Origin of the sequence: Flavobacterium sp. FlaQc-28 (assembly GCF_044007415.1) — a bacterium.
Taxonomy (GTDB): domain Bacteria; phylum Bacteroidota; class Bacteroidia; order Flavobacteriales; family Flavobacteriaceae; genus Flavobacterium.
Genome location: NZ_JBIPCM010000008.1, coordinates 106,765 through 121,852 on the forward strand (window position 1 = coordinate 106,765; position 15,088 = coordinate 121,852).

General features: G+C 33.2%; 17 protein-coding genes and 1 tRNA gene. 6 read left to right on the plus strand and 12 right to left on the minus strand.

Annotated elements, in window-relative coordinates:
• Nucleotides 1–180: 180 nt before the first annotated feature.
• Nucleotides 181–639 (minus strand): Lrp/AsnC family transcriptional regulator, encoded by a 459-nt coding sequence (locus ACHRVL_RS18570; RefSeq protein ID WP_395414878.1) that lies wholly within the window; start codon nt 637–639, stop codon nt 181–183.
• A gap of 163 nt (nt 640–802) precedes the next feature.
• On the opposite strand from ACHRVL_RS18570, the gene ACHRVL_RS18575 reads away from it, so the two are divergent.
• Complete coding sequence (locus ACHRVL_RS18575; protein ID WP_395414879.1) at nt 803–1,711, plus strand: EamA family transporter; 909 nt, start codon at nt 803–805, stop codon at nt 1,709–1,711.
• 61 nt (nt 1,712–1,772) lie between these two features.
• On the opposite strand, the gene ACHRVL_RS18580 is transcribed toward ACHRVL_RS18575, so the two are convergent.
• The 5 genes from ACHRVL_RS18580 to ACHRVL_RS18600 form a co-directional block, all read right to left on the minus strand.
• Complete coding sequence (locus ACHRVL_RS18580) at nt 1,773–2,099, minus strand: DMT family transporter (protein ID WP_395414880.1); 327 nt, start codon at nt 2,097–2,099, stop codon at nt 1,773–1,775.
• Nucleotides 2,100–2,166: 67 nt separating this feature from the next.
• A complete protein-coding gene (locus ACHRVL_RS18585) occupies nt 2,167–2,730 on the minus strand; it encodes a Crp/Fnr family transcriptional regulator (RefSeq protein WP_395414881.1) in 564 nt (187 codons plus the stop codon).
• 146 nt (nt 2,731–2,876) lie between these two features.
• Complete coding sequence (locus ACHRVL_RS18590; RefSeq protein WP_395414882.1) at nt 2,877–4,346, minus strand: glycoside hydrolase family 130 protein; 1,470 nt, start codon at nt 4,344–4,346, stop codon at nt 2,877–2,879.
• A 356-nt stretch (nt 4,347–4,702) separates the two neighbouring features.
• Nucleotides 4,703–4,960, minus strand: coding sequence for a hypothetical protein (locus ACHRVL_RS18595; protein ID WP_089054124.1), 258 nt, complete (start codon nt 4,958–4,960; stop codon nt 4,703–4,705).
• A 134-nt stretch (nt 4,961–5,094) separates the two neighbouring features.
• Nucleotides 5,095–5,168: transfer RNA gene (locus ACHRVL_RS18600), tRNA-Met, on the minus strand.
• A 150-nt stretch (nt 5,169–5,318) separates the two neighbouring features.
• Between ACHRVL_RS18600 and ACHRVL_RS18605 the strand changes: the two genes are divergently transcribed.
• Both ACHRVL_RS18605 and ACHRVL_RS18610 read left to right on the plus strand, forming a co-directional pair.
• On the plus strand, nt 5,319–5,711 hold the full coding sequence (locus tag ACHRVL_RS18605; protein ID WP_026984135.1) for an START-like domain-containing protein: 393 nt from the start codon (nt 5,319–5,321) through the stop codon (nt 5,709–5,711).
• Nucleotides 5,712–5,765: 54 nt separating this feature from the next.
• Nucleotides 5,766–6,602, plus strand: a complete 837-nt coding sequence (locus tag ACHRVL_RS18610) for an aminotransferase class IV (RefSeq protein WP_395414883.1) — start codon at nt 5,766–5,768, stop codon at nt 6,600–6,602.
• On the opposite strand, the gene ACHRVL_RS18615 is transcribed toward ACHRVL_RS18610, so the two are convergent.
• From ACHRVL_RS18615 to ACHRVL_RS18640, 6 genes are all read right to left on the minus strand, one after another.
• The gene (locus ACHRVL_RS18615) at nt 6,599–7,159 is read right to left on the minus strand and encodes a YqgE/AlgH family protein (protein ID WP_089054126.1); all 561 of its coding nucleotides are present in this window, start codon (nt 7,157–7,159) and stop codon (nt 6,599–6,601) included. The genes ACHRVL_RS18610 and ACHRVL_RS18615 overlap by 4 nt on opposite strands.
• 128 nt (nt 7,160–7,287) lie before the next feature.
• Nucleotides 7,288–7,560, minus strand: a complete 273-nt coding sequence (locus ACHRVL_RS18620) for an HU family DNA-binding protein (protein ID WP_042567273.1) — start codon at nt 7,558–7,560, stop codon at nt 7,288–7,290.
• 180 nt (nt 7,561–7,740) lie between these two features.
• The gene (gene fmt / locus ACHRVL_RS18625; RefSeq protein ID WP_395414884.1) at nt 7,741–8,688 is read right to left on the minus strand and encodes a methionyl-tRNA formyltransferase; all 948 of its coding nucleotides are present in this window, start codon (nt 8,686–8,688) and stop codon (nt 7,741–7,743) included.
• On the minus strand, nt 8,688–10,583 hold the full coding sequence (locus ACHRVL_RS18630) for an ATP-dependent DNA helicase RecQ (RefSeq protein WP_395414885.1): 1,896 nt from the start codon (nt 10,581–10,583) through the stop codon (nt 8,688–8,690). The genes fmt and ACHRVL_RS18630 overlap by 1 nt, the downstream gene beginning before the upstream one ends.
• A gap of 64 nt (nt 10,584–10,647) precedes the next feature.
• Nucleotides 10,648–11,181: an AAA family ATPase gene (locus ACHRVL_RS18635; protein ID WP_395414886.1), complete on the minus strand. Its 534-nt coding sequence runs from the start codon at nt 11,179–11,181 to the stop codon at nt 10,648–10,650.
• A gap of 289 nt (nt 11,182–11,470) precedes the next feature.
• Nucleotides 11,471–12,382 (minus strand): alpha/beta hydrolase family protein, encoded by a 912-nt coding sequence (locus ACHRVL_RS18640; protein ID WP_395414887.1) that lies wholly within the window; start codon nt 12,380–12,382, stop codon nt 11,471–11,473.
• 278 nt (nt 12,383–12,660) lie between these two features.
• On the opposite strand from ACHRVL_RS18640, the gene ACHRVL_RS18645 reads away from it, so the two are divergent.
• The 3 genes from ACHRVL_RS18645 (at nt 12,661) to murA (ending at nt 15,080) form a co-directional block, all read left to right on the plus strand.
• A complete protein-coding gene (locus ACHRVL_RS18645) occupies nt 12,661–12,957 on the plus strand; it encodes a DUF493 family protein (RefSeq protein WP_129023575.1) in 297 nt (98 codons plus the stop codon).
• Nucleotides 12,958–12,960: 3 nt separating this feature from the next.
• Nucleotides 12,961–13,680 (plus strand): DUF4290 domain-containing protein, encoded by a 720-nt coding sequence (locus ACHRVL_RS18650; RefSeq protein WP_089058366.1) that lies wholly within the window; start codon nt 12,961–12,963, stop codon nt 13,678–13,680.
• A gap of 89 nt (nt 13,681–13,769) precedes the next feature.
• Nucleotides 13,770–15,080 (plus strand): UDP-N-acetylglucosamine 1-carboxyvinyltransferase, encoded by a 1,311-nt coding sequence (gene murA, locus ACHRVL_RS18655; RefSeq protein ID WP_089054134.1) that lies wholly within the window; start codon nt 13,770–13,772, stop codon nt 15,078–15,080.
• The last annotated feature ends 8 nt before the right edge of the window (nt 15,081–15,088 follow it).

Genomic DNA, 15,088 nt, shown 5'->3' on the forward strand with positions numbered 1-15,088 from the left:
TAAAAAAAGGTCAATAATGTTTTAGACAAATATATTTTTTTATCAATAAAAATTGATGTCAAGAGTTTATTTTAACTCATTTTTTAGAGTGTTGTAAGTTTTTTATGAAGAGCAAAAAGTCTGCCGAAAAGCGGTGGACTCACGCCAATTCAAAACTTCTTAAATTTATAATTTAAGAGACTAAAAATGCAAAGTTGTAGATTGTTTAATATAGCTCATTACAAACGAACTCTGCACTTTGCTGATATTTGGAATCGTTGAAAGTTTTCGAATAAAATCGTTAAAAGCTTCAGGATCTTTTACAACCACTTTTAAAACATAATCAAAAATTCCTCCAGTTATATATCCCTCAACCACTTCTTCAAGGACAGCTACCTGTTTAGAAAATTCTTCAACAAGTTCAAGACGCTGACTGTTTAAGGAAACATTTATGATAACAGTAAAATTCAATCCTACTTTTTTAGGATCAATTATCGCAACATAATCCTTTATATAGCCTTCGTTCTCCAGTTTTTTTATTCGATCATAAACAGAAGTTCTGGACATATTTAATTTCTCAGTGAGATCCGTAATGTCAAATTTTGCATTTTTTTGAAGGATTCTCAATAACTCAATTTCTTGTTTGTTTAATTCTTGCATCGGATTTTTTCCAGTTAGATAATAAAAAAGATTCTAATTTAGGATAAAAAACGATTTATTTGTATTTTTTAAGAATAAAACACATATTTATTTTCTTAATATAGATTGTTGTTCGCTGTTGCGTACTTTTGTTTGGACAAAAAATAGATTTTTAGTTGAAATAATGAATAAATATATACTCGTTGTAGCATTGGGAGCATTAAGTTTTGGAATGCTTTCATCATTTGCTAAAATTGCCTACGGAGAGGGCTATACTGCTGCGGAAGTTACATTGACACAAGCCTTAATGGGAACTTTGATTTTGTGGACAATAGTACTTTTTAAAAGTATAAAGAACAGAAAAAAAATTACGCCAAATTGGAAATTACTCTTGGCAGGAACCTCAATGGGAACCTCTGCTTATACCTATTATCTTTCGGTAGCTTACATTCCAGCTTCACTGGCGATTGTTTTATTAATGCAGATTACGTGGCTGAGTATTGCTGTAGAATGGCTGTTTTTTAAGAAGAAGCCTAATGTTGTTGAGGTATGGTGCGCTGTTTTTGTGATTTTGGGCACCGTTTTAGCAGGCAATCTGTTAGATTTGGGCAGCTCTAATATTTCGATTATTGGAGTTTTACTAAGTTTATTGTCAGCATTGCTATATACGCTTTATATTGTTTTTACCAGTAAGATAGGAAAGGAGACACCAATGTTTGAAAAAAGCGCTTTAATGACAAGCGGGTCAGCAATGATAATCTTTCTAATCAACTGTGAAGCAATTGTTACAAGTACACATTTAGATTTTGGATTGCTGCAATGGGGAACTTTTTTAGCCATTTTTGGAACGGTGATTCCGCCAATTTGTTTTTCCGTAGGGATGCCAAAAATTGGAGCTGGTTTAAGCTCTGTATTGCTGACTTTAGAATTGCCTGCCGCTGTTTTTTGTGCGCATATTATTTTAGGAGAAAAAGTCACTCTTTTGCAGCTAGTAGGCATTGCAGTTATGTTGGGTGCTATAGTTTATCTTAATGTAGCAAAAGTCAAAAAAGAAAAAGCAATTCAAAAACAAACGGCAAACAGCTTAATCTAAATGATCAAGTTTAAATAGAAAAAGCTGTAAGCAGTTCTTGAAAATGTTGGGGGACATTTTATTAATGTGATAATGATTTTAACCCAATAATTGATCCGATAAGGGTAGTGATAAAGAAAAGGCGCCAGAAGTTAGCAGGATCTTTAAAAACTAAGATTCCAACCAAAACAGTTCCCACCGCACCAATGCCTGTCCATACCGCATAAGCTGTGCCTATTGGTAAAGTTTGTGTAGCTTTTATCAAAAGTCCCATACTGATTGTAAGAGAAATCAGGAAGCCTGTATACCATAAATACATTTCGTTTCCAGTTGATTCTTTCGCTTTTCCTAAACACGTTGCAAAAGCAACTTCAAACAATCCCGCAATAATTAAAATAATCCAGTTCATATCTTTTTTTTTGCAAAGATTAGAAAAGGAAGTCAGGGAGATTTTAACAAATGTTAAAAAATAAAAGTTATTTAATTTCAGCTCGAATCCTGCTCAAGCTTACTTGTGAAATGCCAAGATAAGAAGCAATGTAGCCTAATTGTACGCGCTGAATTAATTGCGGATTATTTTGCAAAAGCTCCAAATATCGCTCTGTTGCATTGCTAAACTGATGTGATATAAGGCGTTCTTCTGTTTTTATAAGTTCTTTTTCTGCAAATTTTCTACCCCAGTTTGCAATATGAATGTCGATTTCAAAAAGCTTTTGAAGTTTATTTGATTTCAATTCGTATAGTTCACAATCTTCTAGCAGTTCAACATCTTCATATCCCTTTTGATAAACAACATAGCTTTTCATAGATAAAATAGTATCGCCCTCTTTGCCAAACCAAAAAGTTGCTTCGTTATCATTTTGATTAGAGTAAGCCCTTGCAATTCCTTTTTTGATAAAATAAATAGTAGTTTCAATTTTATCAGCTCTCAATAAAATATGTCCTTTAGAATAACTTTTTTCTTCAATACAATCTTGAAGAAGCCGTTTTGAAGTTTCTGGTATAGGAAGAATGTTATCCAGAATTTGGTCTAATTTCATTGGACTTTATTTTAAAATTTAAGAGATAAAGATTATTGTTTTGTTGTAATGCAGGTCAAAATAAAGAAAAACTTTTTTAAGTTTATTTTCTTCCAAATGATATTTTTAGATTTATTTCTAATTCTATGCGTTTTCTGTTTTTGAAATTATTGTTTACTTTTCTTTAAAGCACTCAATAATTCAACAAGATCAACAACGGCGTAAGTAGAAGAATAGTCAGATACAGCATATGGCAATATAAGGCTGTTGTTGTGAATAATGGCACCGCAAGAGTATACAACATTAGGAACGTAACCTTCTCTTTCGTCTTCAAGCGGAGAAAGCAATGGTTCAGGAAGTCTTCCGATTTCTTTTGAAGGATCATCAAGATCAAACAATGAAGCGCCAATACAATATCGTCTCATAGTGCCAACACCATGAGTAATAATAAGCCATCCTTCCTCAGTCCATAAAGGTGAGCCACAATTTCCTATTTGTGTAAATTCCCAAGTATAACGCGGCTCTTGAAGGAGAATTGTTTTGTTCCATTGTGTTACTCTGTCAGAATACATAATGTAGTTGTTTACGCCGTCTATTCTGGCAAGCATCGCAAATTTTCCTTTTATTTTTCTGGGAAATAAAGCAAGATTTTTATTTTGAGCACCTTCACCATTTAAAGGCATTACTCTAAAACTATAAAAATCTTCAGTAGAAATAAGTTTAGGTAAAATAGTATGACCATTATAAGCCGTATAAGTTGCCATAATGCGCACGGAATCGTCATCGTCAATAAAACGAACAAAACGAGCGTCTTCGATACCACGGCTTTCAGAATCAGAAATTGGAAATATAACACGCTCTGTAATATCAGAATCGTGTTTGAATAGCAGATCATAAAATGAATTGGCAAGCCAAAGTATTTCTTCAAGTGCCGTTCTTCTTTCCTCTCGAATAGATGGATCGCTGAGTGCAGTATTCAGTATGTTTTTTAAAATAGCAAACTCAAACTCATCTGGTAAATCCTGCATAATCTGAACAATATATTTGTCTGTTGTATGCATTTCATACAACTTAGTCAAGAAGCGCTCTTTGTTGAATAAAGTTTTGTGTTCAATTTCGGCTTTATCAATATTGTGACCAATTTTCATGATCTGCAAATTGTTGTGCTTATCCAGAATTCCTCTTCTAAAAACAATTGATGATATATGACCTTCGCCTGTCGCGCGAAAAGAAATGATAACACGTTTTTCACCTGCTTCTAAACCAGATTGATCAAAATCTTCTACAATAGAAGGGTTGAAGATAGCCGCTGACTCGATCGCATATTCCATTGTGCAATACGAGCCAATAAGCATTTTCCGGTCCAGAGACATTCCTTCGTAGTCAATTTGCATTGACTCGATTATGGGGCTTATTTTTTCGCAATGTTTGATGAAAATAGACGAGATGTTTCGATGACGTCTTGCAAATTCACGAAGTGTTTGTTCCAGAGTCTCTAGAACCTGCTTTTCATTAAGCGTCATTATTCGAGCAACCATTTGCTGCGTTCGTTCTTCGCCATTCATAAAATAGCGGGCAACAACTCTTTTTGAATCGGGGATAAATTTTATGTTTTTTCGGACTACAGATACTCGCATAGATTTATTCTTTTTTAATTAAAATAAAATAACTGCATGTGGCAGACCGCAAATCCTGTTAACAGATGCTTGAATTTATGGGTAAAATGATGGAAAATGGTCTGCTTAAAATAAGATTAAAACTAGTGTAGTTTTAAATTTTATAACAAGTTAATGATTTTGTAAAAGAAAAGAGCTTAAATTTTTATTAAAAATGTTGCTTTTTGTTTTTAGAGCTAGTAAAAGGAGTAGGTACAAGTGTTTGATTGTGAGTGTTGTGTGGCTGTAAAAGTAGTGGTGTTTTAAAATGTAAAAGGGTTAAAGAAGAAGAAGAACTTCTTTAACCCTTAAATTATTAGAAAACTAAAAGTAGTTGATTATTTTTCTTGCTCTAAATTATCAACGGCAGAAATTTGGTCAAGTATATTCGTTTGGTTAGGCGAAATGTAGTTTTTTACTTCGCTCACAGCTTCTTTTTTAAATAGAAGATCTAATGCATTGTATAGTTTTAATAAAACATCTTTGTCTTCTTTTTCAATTTCTAAAGCAGTATTGAAATTAAAAACATAATTATTCGAATTGCGTACTTCTACCTTTATCGTTTTTGATGTGATTTTAAATTTTACTATATCCATGATTTTTAATGAATTACTTAGTTTTTAAAAGGCTGTTTTAGCGATAATTATAAAATGTAAGTTACAAATTTTGCCATAAATAATCACTGTAAATAAAAAAAAGACATCACTTTTAAGTGATGCCTTTTTACCTGTAGCGAGGACGGGAGTTGAACCCGTGACCTCAGGGTTATGAATCCTGCGCTCTAACCAACTGAGCTACCTCGCCTGGACTGCTATCATGAATTCTTGATTGCGGGTGCAAAGATAGAAATAATATTAAAGCGTACAAGCATAAAATGAAGAAAAAAAAATATTTTTAAAAATGCATTGTTTTTGAACATATATTCTTATATTTCGAAAAAATTAAAAGTAGCACATGGATCCAAAAATACGTTACGAGATCGAGTTTCCGATCAATTCTTCGCCGCAATTATTGTATCAATATATATCAACACCGTCAGGTTTATCAGAATGGTTTGCTGACAATGTTAATTCAAGAGGTGAATTTTTTACTTTCATTTGGAATGATTCGCAGGAAAAAGCGCGATTAGCTTCTAAAAAAACTGGTGAAAAAGTAAAATTTAAATGGGTTGATGAAAGTAGTAAGGATACTGAGTACTTTTTTGAGCTGCATATTTTAGTTGATGAATTGACTAAAGATGTATCATTAATGGTAGTTGATTTCGCTGAAAAAGAAGAAGTAGGAGAAGCTAAACAATTGTGGGAGAATCAAATCTCAGATTTGAAACATCTTATAGGATCTGTTTAGTAAAAGTCTATTTTATGCCTTATATTTGCCCTGAACAAAATTCAGGGTTTTTTTATGATCAATTTTAACGGAAACATAGCACTAGAAGAAAATATCTTAACGCAAAATCGTGCTTTTTTATATGGAGACGGCGTTTTTGAAACGGTAAAAGTAATCAATAATAAAATCTTGTTTCTTGAAGATCACTATTTTAGATTAATGGCTTCAATGCGAGTGGTGAGAATGGAAATTCCAATGAACTTTACAATGGAATATTTTGAAGAGCAAATTTTAAATCTGCTTAAAGAAAAGAATATTTCCACATCTGCAAGAGCTCGAATTACAGTTTTTAGAAAAGATGGCGGTCTGTATCTTCCAAAGAGTAATGAAGTTTCTTTTTTGATTCACGCAGTTGCACTCGAAAACACTTTATATGCTTTAAATACCGCTGAATATGAAGTTGATTTGTATAAAGACTTCTATGTAACAAAGCAGTTATTATCGTCGATTAAAACGACTAATAAAATGATTAATGTTACGGGAAGTATTTTTGCAGATGAAAACGGACTTGCAAATTGTATATTGTTAAATGATGCTAAAAATGTTGTCGAGGCTTTGCAAGGAAATTTGTTTATGCTTGCAGGCAAAAAACTTATTACACCGCCCGTTTCTGAAGGTTGTTTAAATGGAATTATGCGTAAGCAAATTTTGGCTTTAGCTAAAAAAGTTGAGGGCATAGAAATAAGTGAGGAAATAATTTCGCCATTTGATCTTCAAAAAGCAGATGAGTTATTTCTTACCAATGTAATCACGGGAATACAACCGATAACTAAATATCGAAAAAAAGAGTTTACAAGTAATCTGGCTCATTTATTAGTGCAAAAACTAAATGAATCCATATCTGAAAATTAATTCAGATATGGGTTTTCAGGTGCATTTGACCAAATGAGATAGTCGCCGCCAAGCTCAATAATTTGTTCTTTCCAAAAGTGAGTGGTAGACTTTCCAATAATTTTATTCTTGTAATTATTATCAGCAATAATCCAGGAGTTTCCCTGCATTTCATTCTCGAGCTGATTTTCATCCCAACCAGTATAGCCTAAGAAAAAACGGATATTGTTTTTGCTGATTGATCCGTTGTTTATTAAGTCTTTGGTCGATTCAAAATCACCTCCCCAGTATATTCCATTAGAAATCTCGACACTATTCGGGATTAACTCAGGAATATTGTGAATGAAGTACAAATTGTCTTGCTCAACTGGGCCTCCATTGTATATTTTGAAGGTCGCATCAATTTCCGGGATAAGATCATTAATCGTGTATTTTAACGGTTTATTAATGATAAATCCTATTGATCCTTCTTTGTTATGGTCTGCTAATAAAATTACCGATCTGTTAAAAGATAAATCTCCAATTATTGAAGGCTCGGCAATAAGCAGGTGTCCTTTTTTTAATTTTTCTGAAATCATACGGCTACAATTTTTATTAAATTTACTCATAAAAAAATTAAAATCACAAATAAAATCGTTAAACCGCATAAAAAAACCCTCCATGAGGAGGGTTTTAATTATATTATTTAGATTAGAGAACTTTCTTATTAGTTCACTGCTCCTTCTAATTCAGCACCAGCTTTAAATTTTACTACATTTTTTGCAGCAATTTTGATAGTTTTTCCTGTTTGAGGGTTTCTACCGTCTCTAGCAGCTCTCGCAGATACTGACCAAGATCCAAAACCTACTAATGAAATTCTTCCGCCTTTTTTCAAAGTAGATCCTACATTTCCTAAAAATGACTCTAAAGCTAATTTAGCCGCAGCTTTTGTAATTCCTGCATCAGCAGCGATAGCATCGATTAATTCTGATTTGTTCATAATAATTAGTTATTAATTGTTGGTTAAAAAAAATTGTTAATACACAAATTTAGTAGGAAATCCGTTGCGTGCAAGTGTTTTCTTTAATTTTAGCTAGAATTGTTGATAACTTGCTTTTTTTGTTCATAAAGGGTGTTGTTTATCGATCAAAAACAGGTACAAACCCCTGTTTTACTGATGTTAATAGACCTTTGCGCTATCAGAAAAAGTTATTCCATTTAATAATTCTGCTACTTGCATTCGCTTTTTTCCGGGTAATTGTAAACTTAAAAGCTGAATGAACCCTTCTTTAATTGCAATTTTGATTTCTTTTTTACTGCTGATTAAAGTTCCAATTTCATAAGAATGTGCTTCTACAGCTAGTTTAGCTTCATATATTTTGATGCTTAATTCTTCATTTTTATCCTTCAAAAAACACCACGCAGCTGGATACGGACTTAATCCTCGAATTAAATTATTGATCTCAGCTCCAGATTTTGTCCAGTCAATTTTACAATTCTCTTTGTTTAGTTTGTATGCCGTTTTGATTTCGTCATTGTCTTCCTGAATTGTTGTGGTAACATTTCCACTTTCAATAATTTTTAAAGTGTCAATTACAGTCTGACTTCCCAGTAACATTAATCGATCGTGCAATTGTCCTGCATTTTCTTCTGGCTCAATGGCGATTTCCGAATTTAAAATCATGGCTCCAGTGTCAATCTTGTCATCAATAAAGAAAGTTGTAACTCCAGTTTTAGTTTCTCCATTAATAATAGCCCAGTTAATTGGCGCTGCACCTCGATAATTTGGAAGTAATGAAGCGTGAAGATTAAAAGTTCCTAAACTTGGCATTTCCCAAACTACTTTTGGCAGCATTCTGAAGGCAACTACTATTTGTAAATTAGCATTTAAAGCTTTTAATTCGGCTAAAAAACTTTCGTCTTTTAAATTAGTTGGCTGTAATAAAGTAAGATTGTTTGCCAGTGCATATTCTTTTACTGCCGAATATTTTATTTTTTGTCCGCGGCCGGCTGGTTTATCTGCAGCTGTGATAACGCCCACAACATCGTAATTGTTTTTTATAATAGTATCTAGAATGCCAACAGCAAATTCTGGCGTTCCCATAAATATAATTCGTAATTTTTCCATTATGATTTTAAAGTGTATTTATTGTTCGCTAATATAACGATATGATTGTTTTCTAATAATTCTTGAAGAACAAGTATTATGTCTGATGCATCTAGTTTTATCTGATTTTGAATTTCTCGCGAAGTCAAAGATGCCGTTTTTAATAAAGATAAGATTTTGTCAGCAATAGAATCGGCCTCTGTGATTTTTCCTTTTTGCGTAATGCAATACGAGCAAACTCCGCAATTAGAATTAGTTTCTTCTCCAAAATAATCCAAAACCAATCTGTTTTTGCAGGTTTTGTTTTCCTTAATATAATATAGAACAGATGATAACTGTTCTTGTTTAAGCTGATTTTGTTTTTCCAGATACTTAGAAACTCTATTTATAGTCAAATCATCTTCGCGAACTTCATTGAATAATATAGTTGCATCATTGTTTTTGGATTTGTATTCTATAATTTCTTTTTCTCTCAATTTTTCTAAAAGAGAAGTAACCTGTTCTTCGGTATGATTTGATTTTTTTGCAATCAGCGAAAGATTAATCGGTGTTTTCATTTCATGAACTCCTGGATAAGTTCTTAAAATTGCCAAAATAATTTCTTCGTCTTTCTGATTTAAACTTGTGTATCGAATAACTTCTTTTGATTCAATTAAAAACTGCATTGTAACCTTTTCTGAAAATTCTTGAGACATAGTGATAATTCCCTGTTGATTCAAAAACTGTAAAGCATTATATGTTTTTAAAGTAGGGAAGTCGTATTTGTTGCAAAAGTGATTCAGTTTAAAAGAGAAAGTATCGTCTAAGCCTTCGCCGTAAGCTATTTGAAAATAGTTGCACAGTTTGACATACATCGTTTTTAGGAATTTTTTGTCAGGCAGAATACTTAAAAACTGTTGTTCAGTTTGGTTCGCATCTGAATTATTGTATAATAAAACCGAAAAGGCTTTTTCGCCATTTCGTCCTGCTCTTCCAGATTCCTGATAATAATTTTCTAGATTTTCTGGCAATTGCGTATGAATGACCGTTTTTACATTGTCTTTGTCAATTCCCATTCCAAACGCATTTGTGGCAACAATAACCTGTGCTTGTTCTGACATCCACAATTGCATATTTTTATCTTTTTCTTTTGTCGAAAGTCCTCCGTGATAATAAGTGGCTCTAAAGCCCAGCGACTGTAGTTGTGTTGAGATGTTTAAACACGATTTTCTATTTCGTACATATATAATAGAAGGCTGCGGGTTTTTCTTTAAAATTTGTTCAACACGATACAGTTTGTCTTCAACTTCAAAAATCATGTATGCGATATTCTTTCTTTCAAAAGACTGTTGAAATAGTTTAGTGTCTTTTAAACCTAATTCAGTTTTAATATCTTCAACAACTCTTGGTGTAGCAGTTGCAGTCAAAGCCAAAAAAGGAATCTTAGGGAAGTGTTTTTTAAGTTCTGAAATTTTTAAATAAGCTGGTCTGAAGTCATGTCCCCATTGCGAAACACAATGTGCTTCATCAATGGCAATAAAACTTATAGGAAGATTTTTGATGCGTTCTAATATCCAGTCTGATTGTAAACGCTCCGGCGAAAGATAAAGAAATTTGTAATTCCCGAACTGGCAGTTGTCTAGAAGATCAATAATTTCTTCTGTATGAATTCCGCCCGTAAGAGCGATTGCTTTGATTTCTCTTTTTTGAAGATTCGCTACTTGGTCTTTCATCAAAGCAATCAATGGTGAAATAACCAAGCAGATTCCTTCGCGCATCATAGTTGGAACCTGAAAACAAATTGATTTTCCGCCTCCAGTTGGCAGCAGTGCAAAAGTATCATGACCTTCTAAAACCGAATCAATAATTTCTTTTTGTAGCGGTCTGAAACTTTCGTGTTTCCAGTATTTTAAAAGAATATCTTGTGCTTCCTGCATGGCCAAAGTGTTAAAGTTAAAAATTTAGAAATCAGTTTCTAGTTTTGCAACTTTAAACCCGCCGCTAAATTTTATCTAATATATAAAGAATTCTGTTTTCAACCGTATCTTTAGGAACTTCAATTAAATCATATCCGTATTTTTTATACGTTTCGATTAAGTGGTTCTGAATTGTTAGTGCCTGTTCAAAATTCTCATAACGCTCAGTGTCGCTCTGATAAATTTCTTCCCAAGGCGGTAAAATAAAAGTTTTAGAATATTTATAATCTTCGCAAGCTTTTGCAAAATGCTCAGGATATTCATCGCCAATATAATCCATGTAGGCTGTAACGTCAGGAATTCCGCGATCAATAAAAACTACCGTATCAGGCTCTTTTTTTGCATTTTCATATTGTTTAACACGCCCATCTAAAAGCATTTCGCTAAATAATAAAGGTTGTTCTAAGAACAATTGTTCGATACCTCTTTTTTGAGCTTCGAGTGTAACTTCTCTAGAAATTTCGGGGTAACAGCAATAGCCGCGAGCGACTAATTCGTTTATAAGTGTAGATTTTCCTGTACCAGGACCTCCAATAAGGACTATAATTTGTTTTTGCACTATTCTAAAAATAAAGCGCAAATTTACCTAAACTTATTCGTAATTAAAAAGAATATTTACGCGAAGCTAAAGATTTGGTGTTTTTGACGGAAATGGTTGGTTGTTCGCGTATTTGTTGATTCGCGAAATATTACGGTAAACTGGACTGAAGTCCAGCTCTACAATATAGTTTGTTCCTGCGGAACTGAATTAGAGAAAGAGCCAAAGGCTCAACAAATATTGTAGGGCTGGACTTCAGTCCAGTTTAAAGGTGTGTAATATTTTTAATATTTTGGTTTGGTCAAAGTATTTATTCGCAGAATAAATATTTTCCAGTATTCACGTTTTTTTTAGAAGGAACAATCAAATGTGATTGAAATTTCTTTCCTTTCAAAACATCATTTACAAAATCCAGAACATATTGTTGTCCTTCATGAAAAAGATAACCCGAGAATTCATGTCCGCCGCCGCAAAAAGTAATCAGCTCAATATCTTTATGTAAATCCTGCATATGATTGTAAACTGCGTAAGATCCAAACAAAATCAGCCAGCCCGAAGCATTTGTAGGGCAAGAGCGATGCGAACCTGCGTTGTAAGGAACCGTGTCGTCATTGCTTCCGTGAGCTAATAACATCGGAATTGCTTTTTCTTTGGTAATCAAATTAATATCCTGAATTGCACCTGAACCACCAATGAAACCTGCATATTTAAAGTTTTCGGGCAAATTACGTTTGTATAAATTCATAAGTTTATAATCCCAAAACGACGCATGAAAACCAATTTCGGCACCGGCACTAATTCCAGAAATAAAGATTTTTGAAGTATCGAGATTGTATTTATCGGCATTTTCAATTAAATAAGAAGTTGCCTGCCACATATCGCTTACGCCAATTTGAATTGCTTTTATTTTTTCGGTTAAAACACCTTTACATCCAAAATCTTTTCCTTTCATATATAAACTGTATGAAATGCTCGCAACTGCGTAGCCGTTTTTAGCCATAAACATTCCAAAGTCTTTTTCACTTGTGCGTTCGCCGCCAGAAAATCCGCCGCCAAATGCAAACAGAATTACAGGAGTTTTTTCATTTGCTTTTTTCTTTGGCAGATACAAATCTAAGTCCAATTTAAGCGTGTCATTTTGAAAATAAGTCAGAGTTTTGACTTCTTGTGCTTGAATCGAGTTTATTGTAAAAGCGATAAAGAGTAAAAAGAGTTTTTTCATTGTAATTTGTTTTAATTTCGCAATCCCGATAGTTATCGGGAGCAGAGTTGCAAAGTACTCCAAATATAAAGGTTTGTTACGAATTTTGCCAAGTTAAATCTTAAAAGAAATCAAAATTTTAATAAAATTTATTAAAGAAATTTACAGCAGTGTGATTAGTGTAAATTCGCGAAATTTGTGGAAAAAAAGCAGTTATCTTTTCAATAGAAAAAATCTAAAATCTAAACTCAAAATTCTAAATTCAAAAATCGTATATTTGCCTTTATTTTTAATTACAAATGGAGAACGATAAAGAAAAAAAAACAGCCGAATTTTACGAAAGATTAAAAGTAGAACTTGATAACGCAAATACTTGGCCGGCAGAATATTTGTATAAATTTATTGTGCCAACTGTAGCAGACAATGTTGAGCGTGTTGAAAAAGCTTTTGATGATATGGGCGCTGTTATTAAAACAACAAAATCTAAAACAGGTAAGTTTACCAGTGTTTCTGTAGATGTTACGATGCACAGTTCTGATGCTGTAATTGTTAAATACAAAGAAGTTTCTACAATAGAAGGTATAGTTTCATTATAACTTATGAACGAAAAATATAAAAAAGAAGTCGCGAATGATGTTGTTTTTAATTTAGAATACAATTCTGAAAGACAACGATTAATTATTCCAGAATATGGTCGTCATTTACAAAAATTGATTGATCAGGCTACTGCAATTGAAGATGATGAAACGCGCAACAAAGCAGCGAAATATATCATTCAGGTTATGGGAAGCTTAAACCCTCATTTGCGTGATGTGCCGGATTTTCAGCATAAATTATGGGATCAGCTTTTTATTATGTCTGATTTTAAATTGAATGTAGAATCTCCGTATCCAATTCCATCAAGAGATGTATTGCAGTTAAAACCAGATGTTTTACAATATCCTCAAAATTTCCCGAAATACAGATTTTATGGAAACAACATCAAATACATGATCGATGTGGCCAATAAATGGGAGGAAGGCGAAATGAAAAATGCATTGGTCATGGTAATTGCCAACCACATGAAAAAATCATTTTTGAGCTGGAACAAAGACACCGTAAAAGATGATGTAATTTTTGAGCATTTGTATGAATTGTCGGGAGGAAAAATAAACCTGCTTCACAGTACAGAAGAATTGTTGAACACAACAGATTTAATGCGTACAAATAAGCGTGTTTCAAATAAGATAACGCCAGCTGGACAGCCAAAAATTCAAAACAACAAAAACAATAAAGGAGGTAAACAAAAGACCTTTCAAAAAAATAATAATCAGAAATAAAAAAGGGTTAAGATGCTAAGGTACTAAGATGCTAAGATTTTTAGCTTAGAACCTCAGAATCTCAGAACCTGAGAACCTAAAAGAAATCTATGGGAATTTTTAAAATCGAAGGAGGAACTCCTTTAAAAGGAGAAATCACTCCACAAGGAGCAAAGAATGAGGCGTTACAAATTTTATGTGCCGTGCTTCTAACAGGAGAGAAAGTAAAAATTAATAACATTCCTGATATTATAGACATCAATAAATTAATCACATTATTGGGTAATTTAGGGGTAAAAATTCAACGTAACGAACCGGGATCAATCACTTTTCAAGCTGATGAGGTTAATGTTGGATATTTAGAAACTGAAGCTTTCAAAAAAGAAGGTGGAGCTTTACGTGGTTCTATTATGATTGTTGGTCCACTTTTAGCTCGTTTTGGAAAAGGATATATTCCTAAACCAGGAGGAGATAAAATTGGTCGTCGTAGATTAGATACACACTTTGAAGGGTTTATCAATCTTGGAGCAAAATTTAGATATAACAGAGAAGATCATTTTTACGGAGTAGAAGCTCCAGAAGGTCTTACTGGAACAGATATGTTATTAGACGAAGCGTCTGTGACAGGAACTGCAAATATTGTAATGGCTGCAGTTTTAGCAAAAGGAACAACTACAGTTTACAACGCAGCATGCGAACCATATTTACAGCAATTGTGTAAAATGTTGAACTCGATGGGAGCTAAAATTACTGGTGTTGGTTCTAATTTATTGACTATCGAAGGTGTTGAAAGCCTTGGCGGATGCGAGCATAGAATTTTACCAGATATGATTGAAATTGGTTCTTGGATTGGTCTTGCGGCTATGACAAAAAGCGAAATTACGATTAAAAATGTAAGCTGGGAAAATTTAGGTTTGATTCCAAATACATTCAGAAAACTTGGAATTACAATTGAAAAACGTAATGATGATATTTATATTCCAGCTCACAAAGATGGATATGAAGTAAAAACGGATATCGATGGTTCAATCTTAACAATTGCCGATGCACCTTGGCCAGGATTTACACCTGATTTGTTAAGTATCGTTTTAGTAGTGGCAACACAAGCAAAAGGAGATGTTTTAATTCATCAAAAAATGTTCGAAAGCCGTTTGTTTTTCGTTGATAAATTAATCGATATGGGAGCAAAAATTATGTTATGTGATCCGCACAGAGCTGTGGTTATGGGGCATAATTTCGAATCTCAATTAAAAGCAACAACAATGTCGTCTCCTGATATTCGTGCAGGAATTTCATTATTGATAGCAGCTCTTTCTGCAAAAGGAACAAGTACAATTCAAAATATCGAACAAATTGATCGTGGATATGAGCGTATCGACGAGCGTTTGAGAGCAATTGGAGCAAAAATCGTGAGAGCGTAAAAAATATT

Coding starts and splice junctions, on each gene's coding strand:
- ACHRVL_RS18570 (WP_395414878.1), bottom strand. CDS start 639: ATGCAAGAATTAAACAAACAAGAAATTGAGTTATTGAGAATCCTTCAA.
- ACHRVL_RS18575 (WP_395414879.1), top strand. CDS start 803: ATGAATAAATATATACTCGTTGTAGCATTGGGAGCATTAAGTTTTGGA.
- ACHRVL_RS18580 (WP_395414880.1), bottom strand. CDS start 2,099: ATGAACTGGATTATTTTAATTATTGCGGGATTGTTTGAAGTTGCTTTT.
- ACHRVL_RS18585 (WP_395414881.1), bottom strand. CDS start 2,730: ATGAAATTAGACCAAATTCTGGATAACATTCTTCCTATACCAGAAACT.
- ACHRVL_RS18590 (WP_395414882.1), bottom strand. CDS start 4,346: ATGCGAGTATCTGTAGTCCGAAAAAACATAAAATTTATCCCCGATTCA.
- ACHRVL_RS18595 (WP_089054124.1), bottom strand. CDS start 4,960: ATGGATATAGTAAAATTTAAAATCACATCAAAAACGATAAAGGTAGAA.
- ACHRVL_RS18605 (WP_026984135.1), top strand. CDS start 5,319: ATGGATCCAAAAATACGTTACGAGATCGAGTTTCCGATCAATTCTTCG.
- ACHRVL_RS18610 (WP_395414883.1), top strand. CDS start 5,766: ATGATCAATTTTAACGGAAACATAGCACTAGAAGAAAATATCTTAACG.
- ACHRVL_RS18615 (WP_089054126.1), bottom strand. CDS start 7,159: ATGATTTCAGAAAAATTAAAAAAAGGACACCTGCTTATTGCCGAGCCT.
- ACHRVL_RS18620 (WP_042567273.1), bottom strand. CDS start 7,560: ATGAACAAATCAGAATTAATCGATGCTATCGCTGCTGATGCAGGAATT.
- fmt (WP_395414884.1), bottom strand. CDS start 8,688: ATGGAAAAATTACGAATTATATTTATGGGAACGCCAGAATTTGCTGTT.
- ACHRVL_RS18630 (WP_395414885.1), bottom strand. CDS start 10,583: ATGCAGGAAGCACAAGATATTCTTTTAAAATACTGGAAACACGAAAGT.
- ACHRVL_RS18640 (WP_395414887.1), bottom strand. CDS start 12,382: ATGAAAAAACTCTTTTTACTCTTTATCGCTTTTACAATAAACTCGATT.
- ACHRVL_RS18645 (WP_129023575.1), top strand. CDS start 12,661: ATGGAGAACGATAAAGAAAAAAAAACAGCCGAATTTTACGAAAGATTA.
- ACHRVL_RS18650 (WP_089058366.1), top strand. CDS start 12,961: ATGAACGAAAAATATAAAAAAGAAGTCGCGAATGATGTTGTTTTTAAT.
- murA (WP_089054134.1), top strand. CDS start 13,770: ATGGGAATTTTTAAAATCGAAGGAGGAACTCCTTTAAAAGGAGAAATC.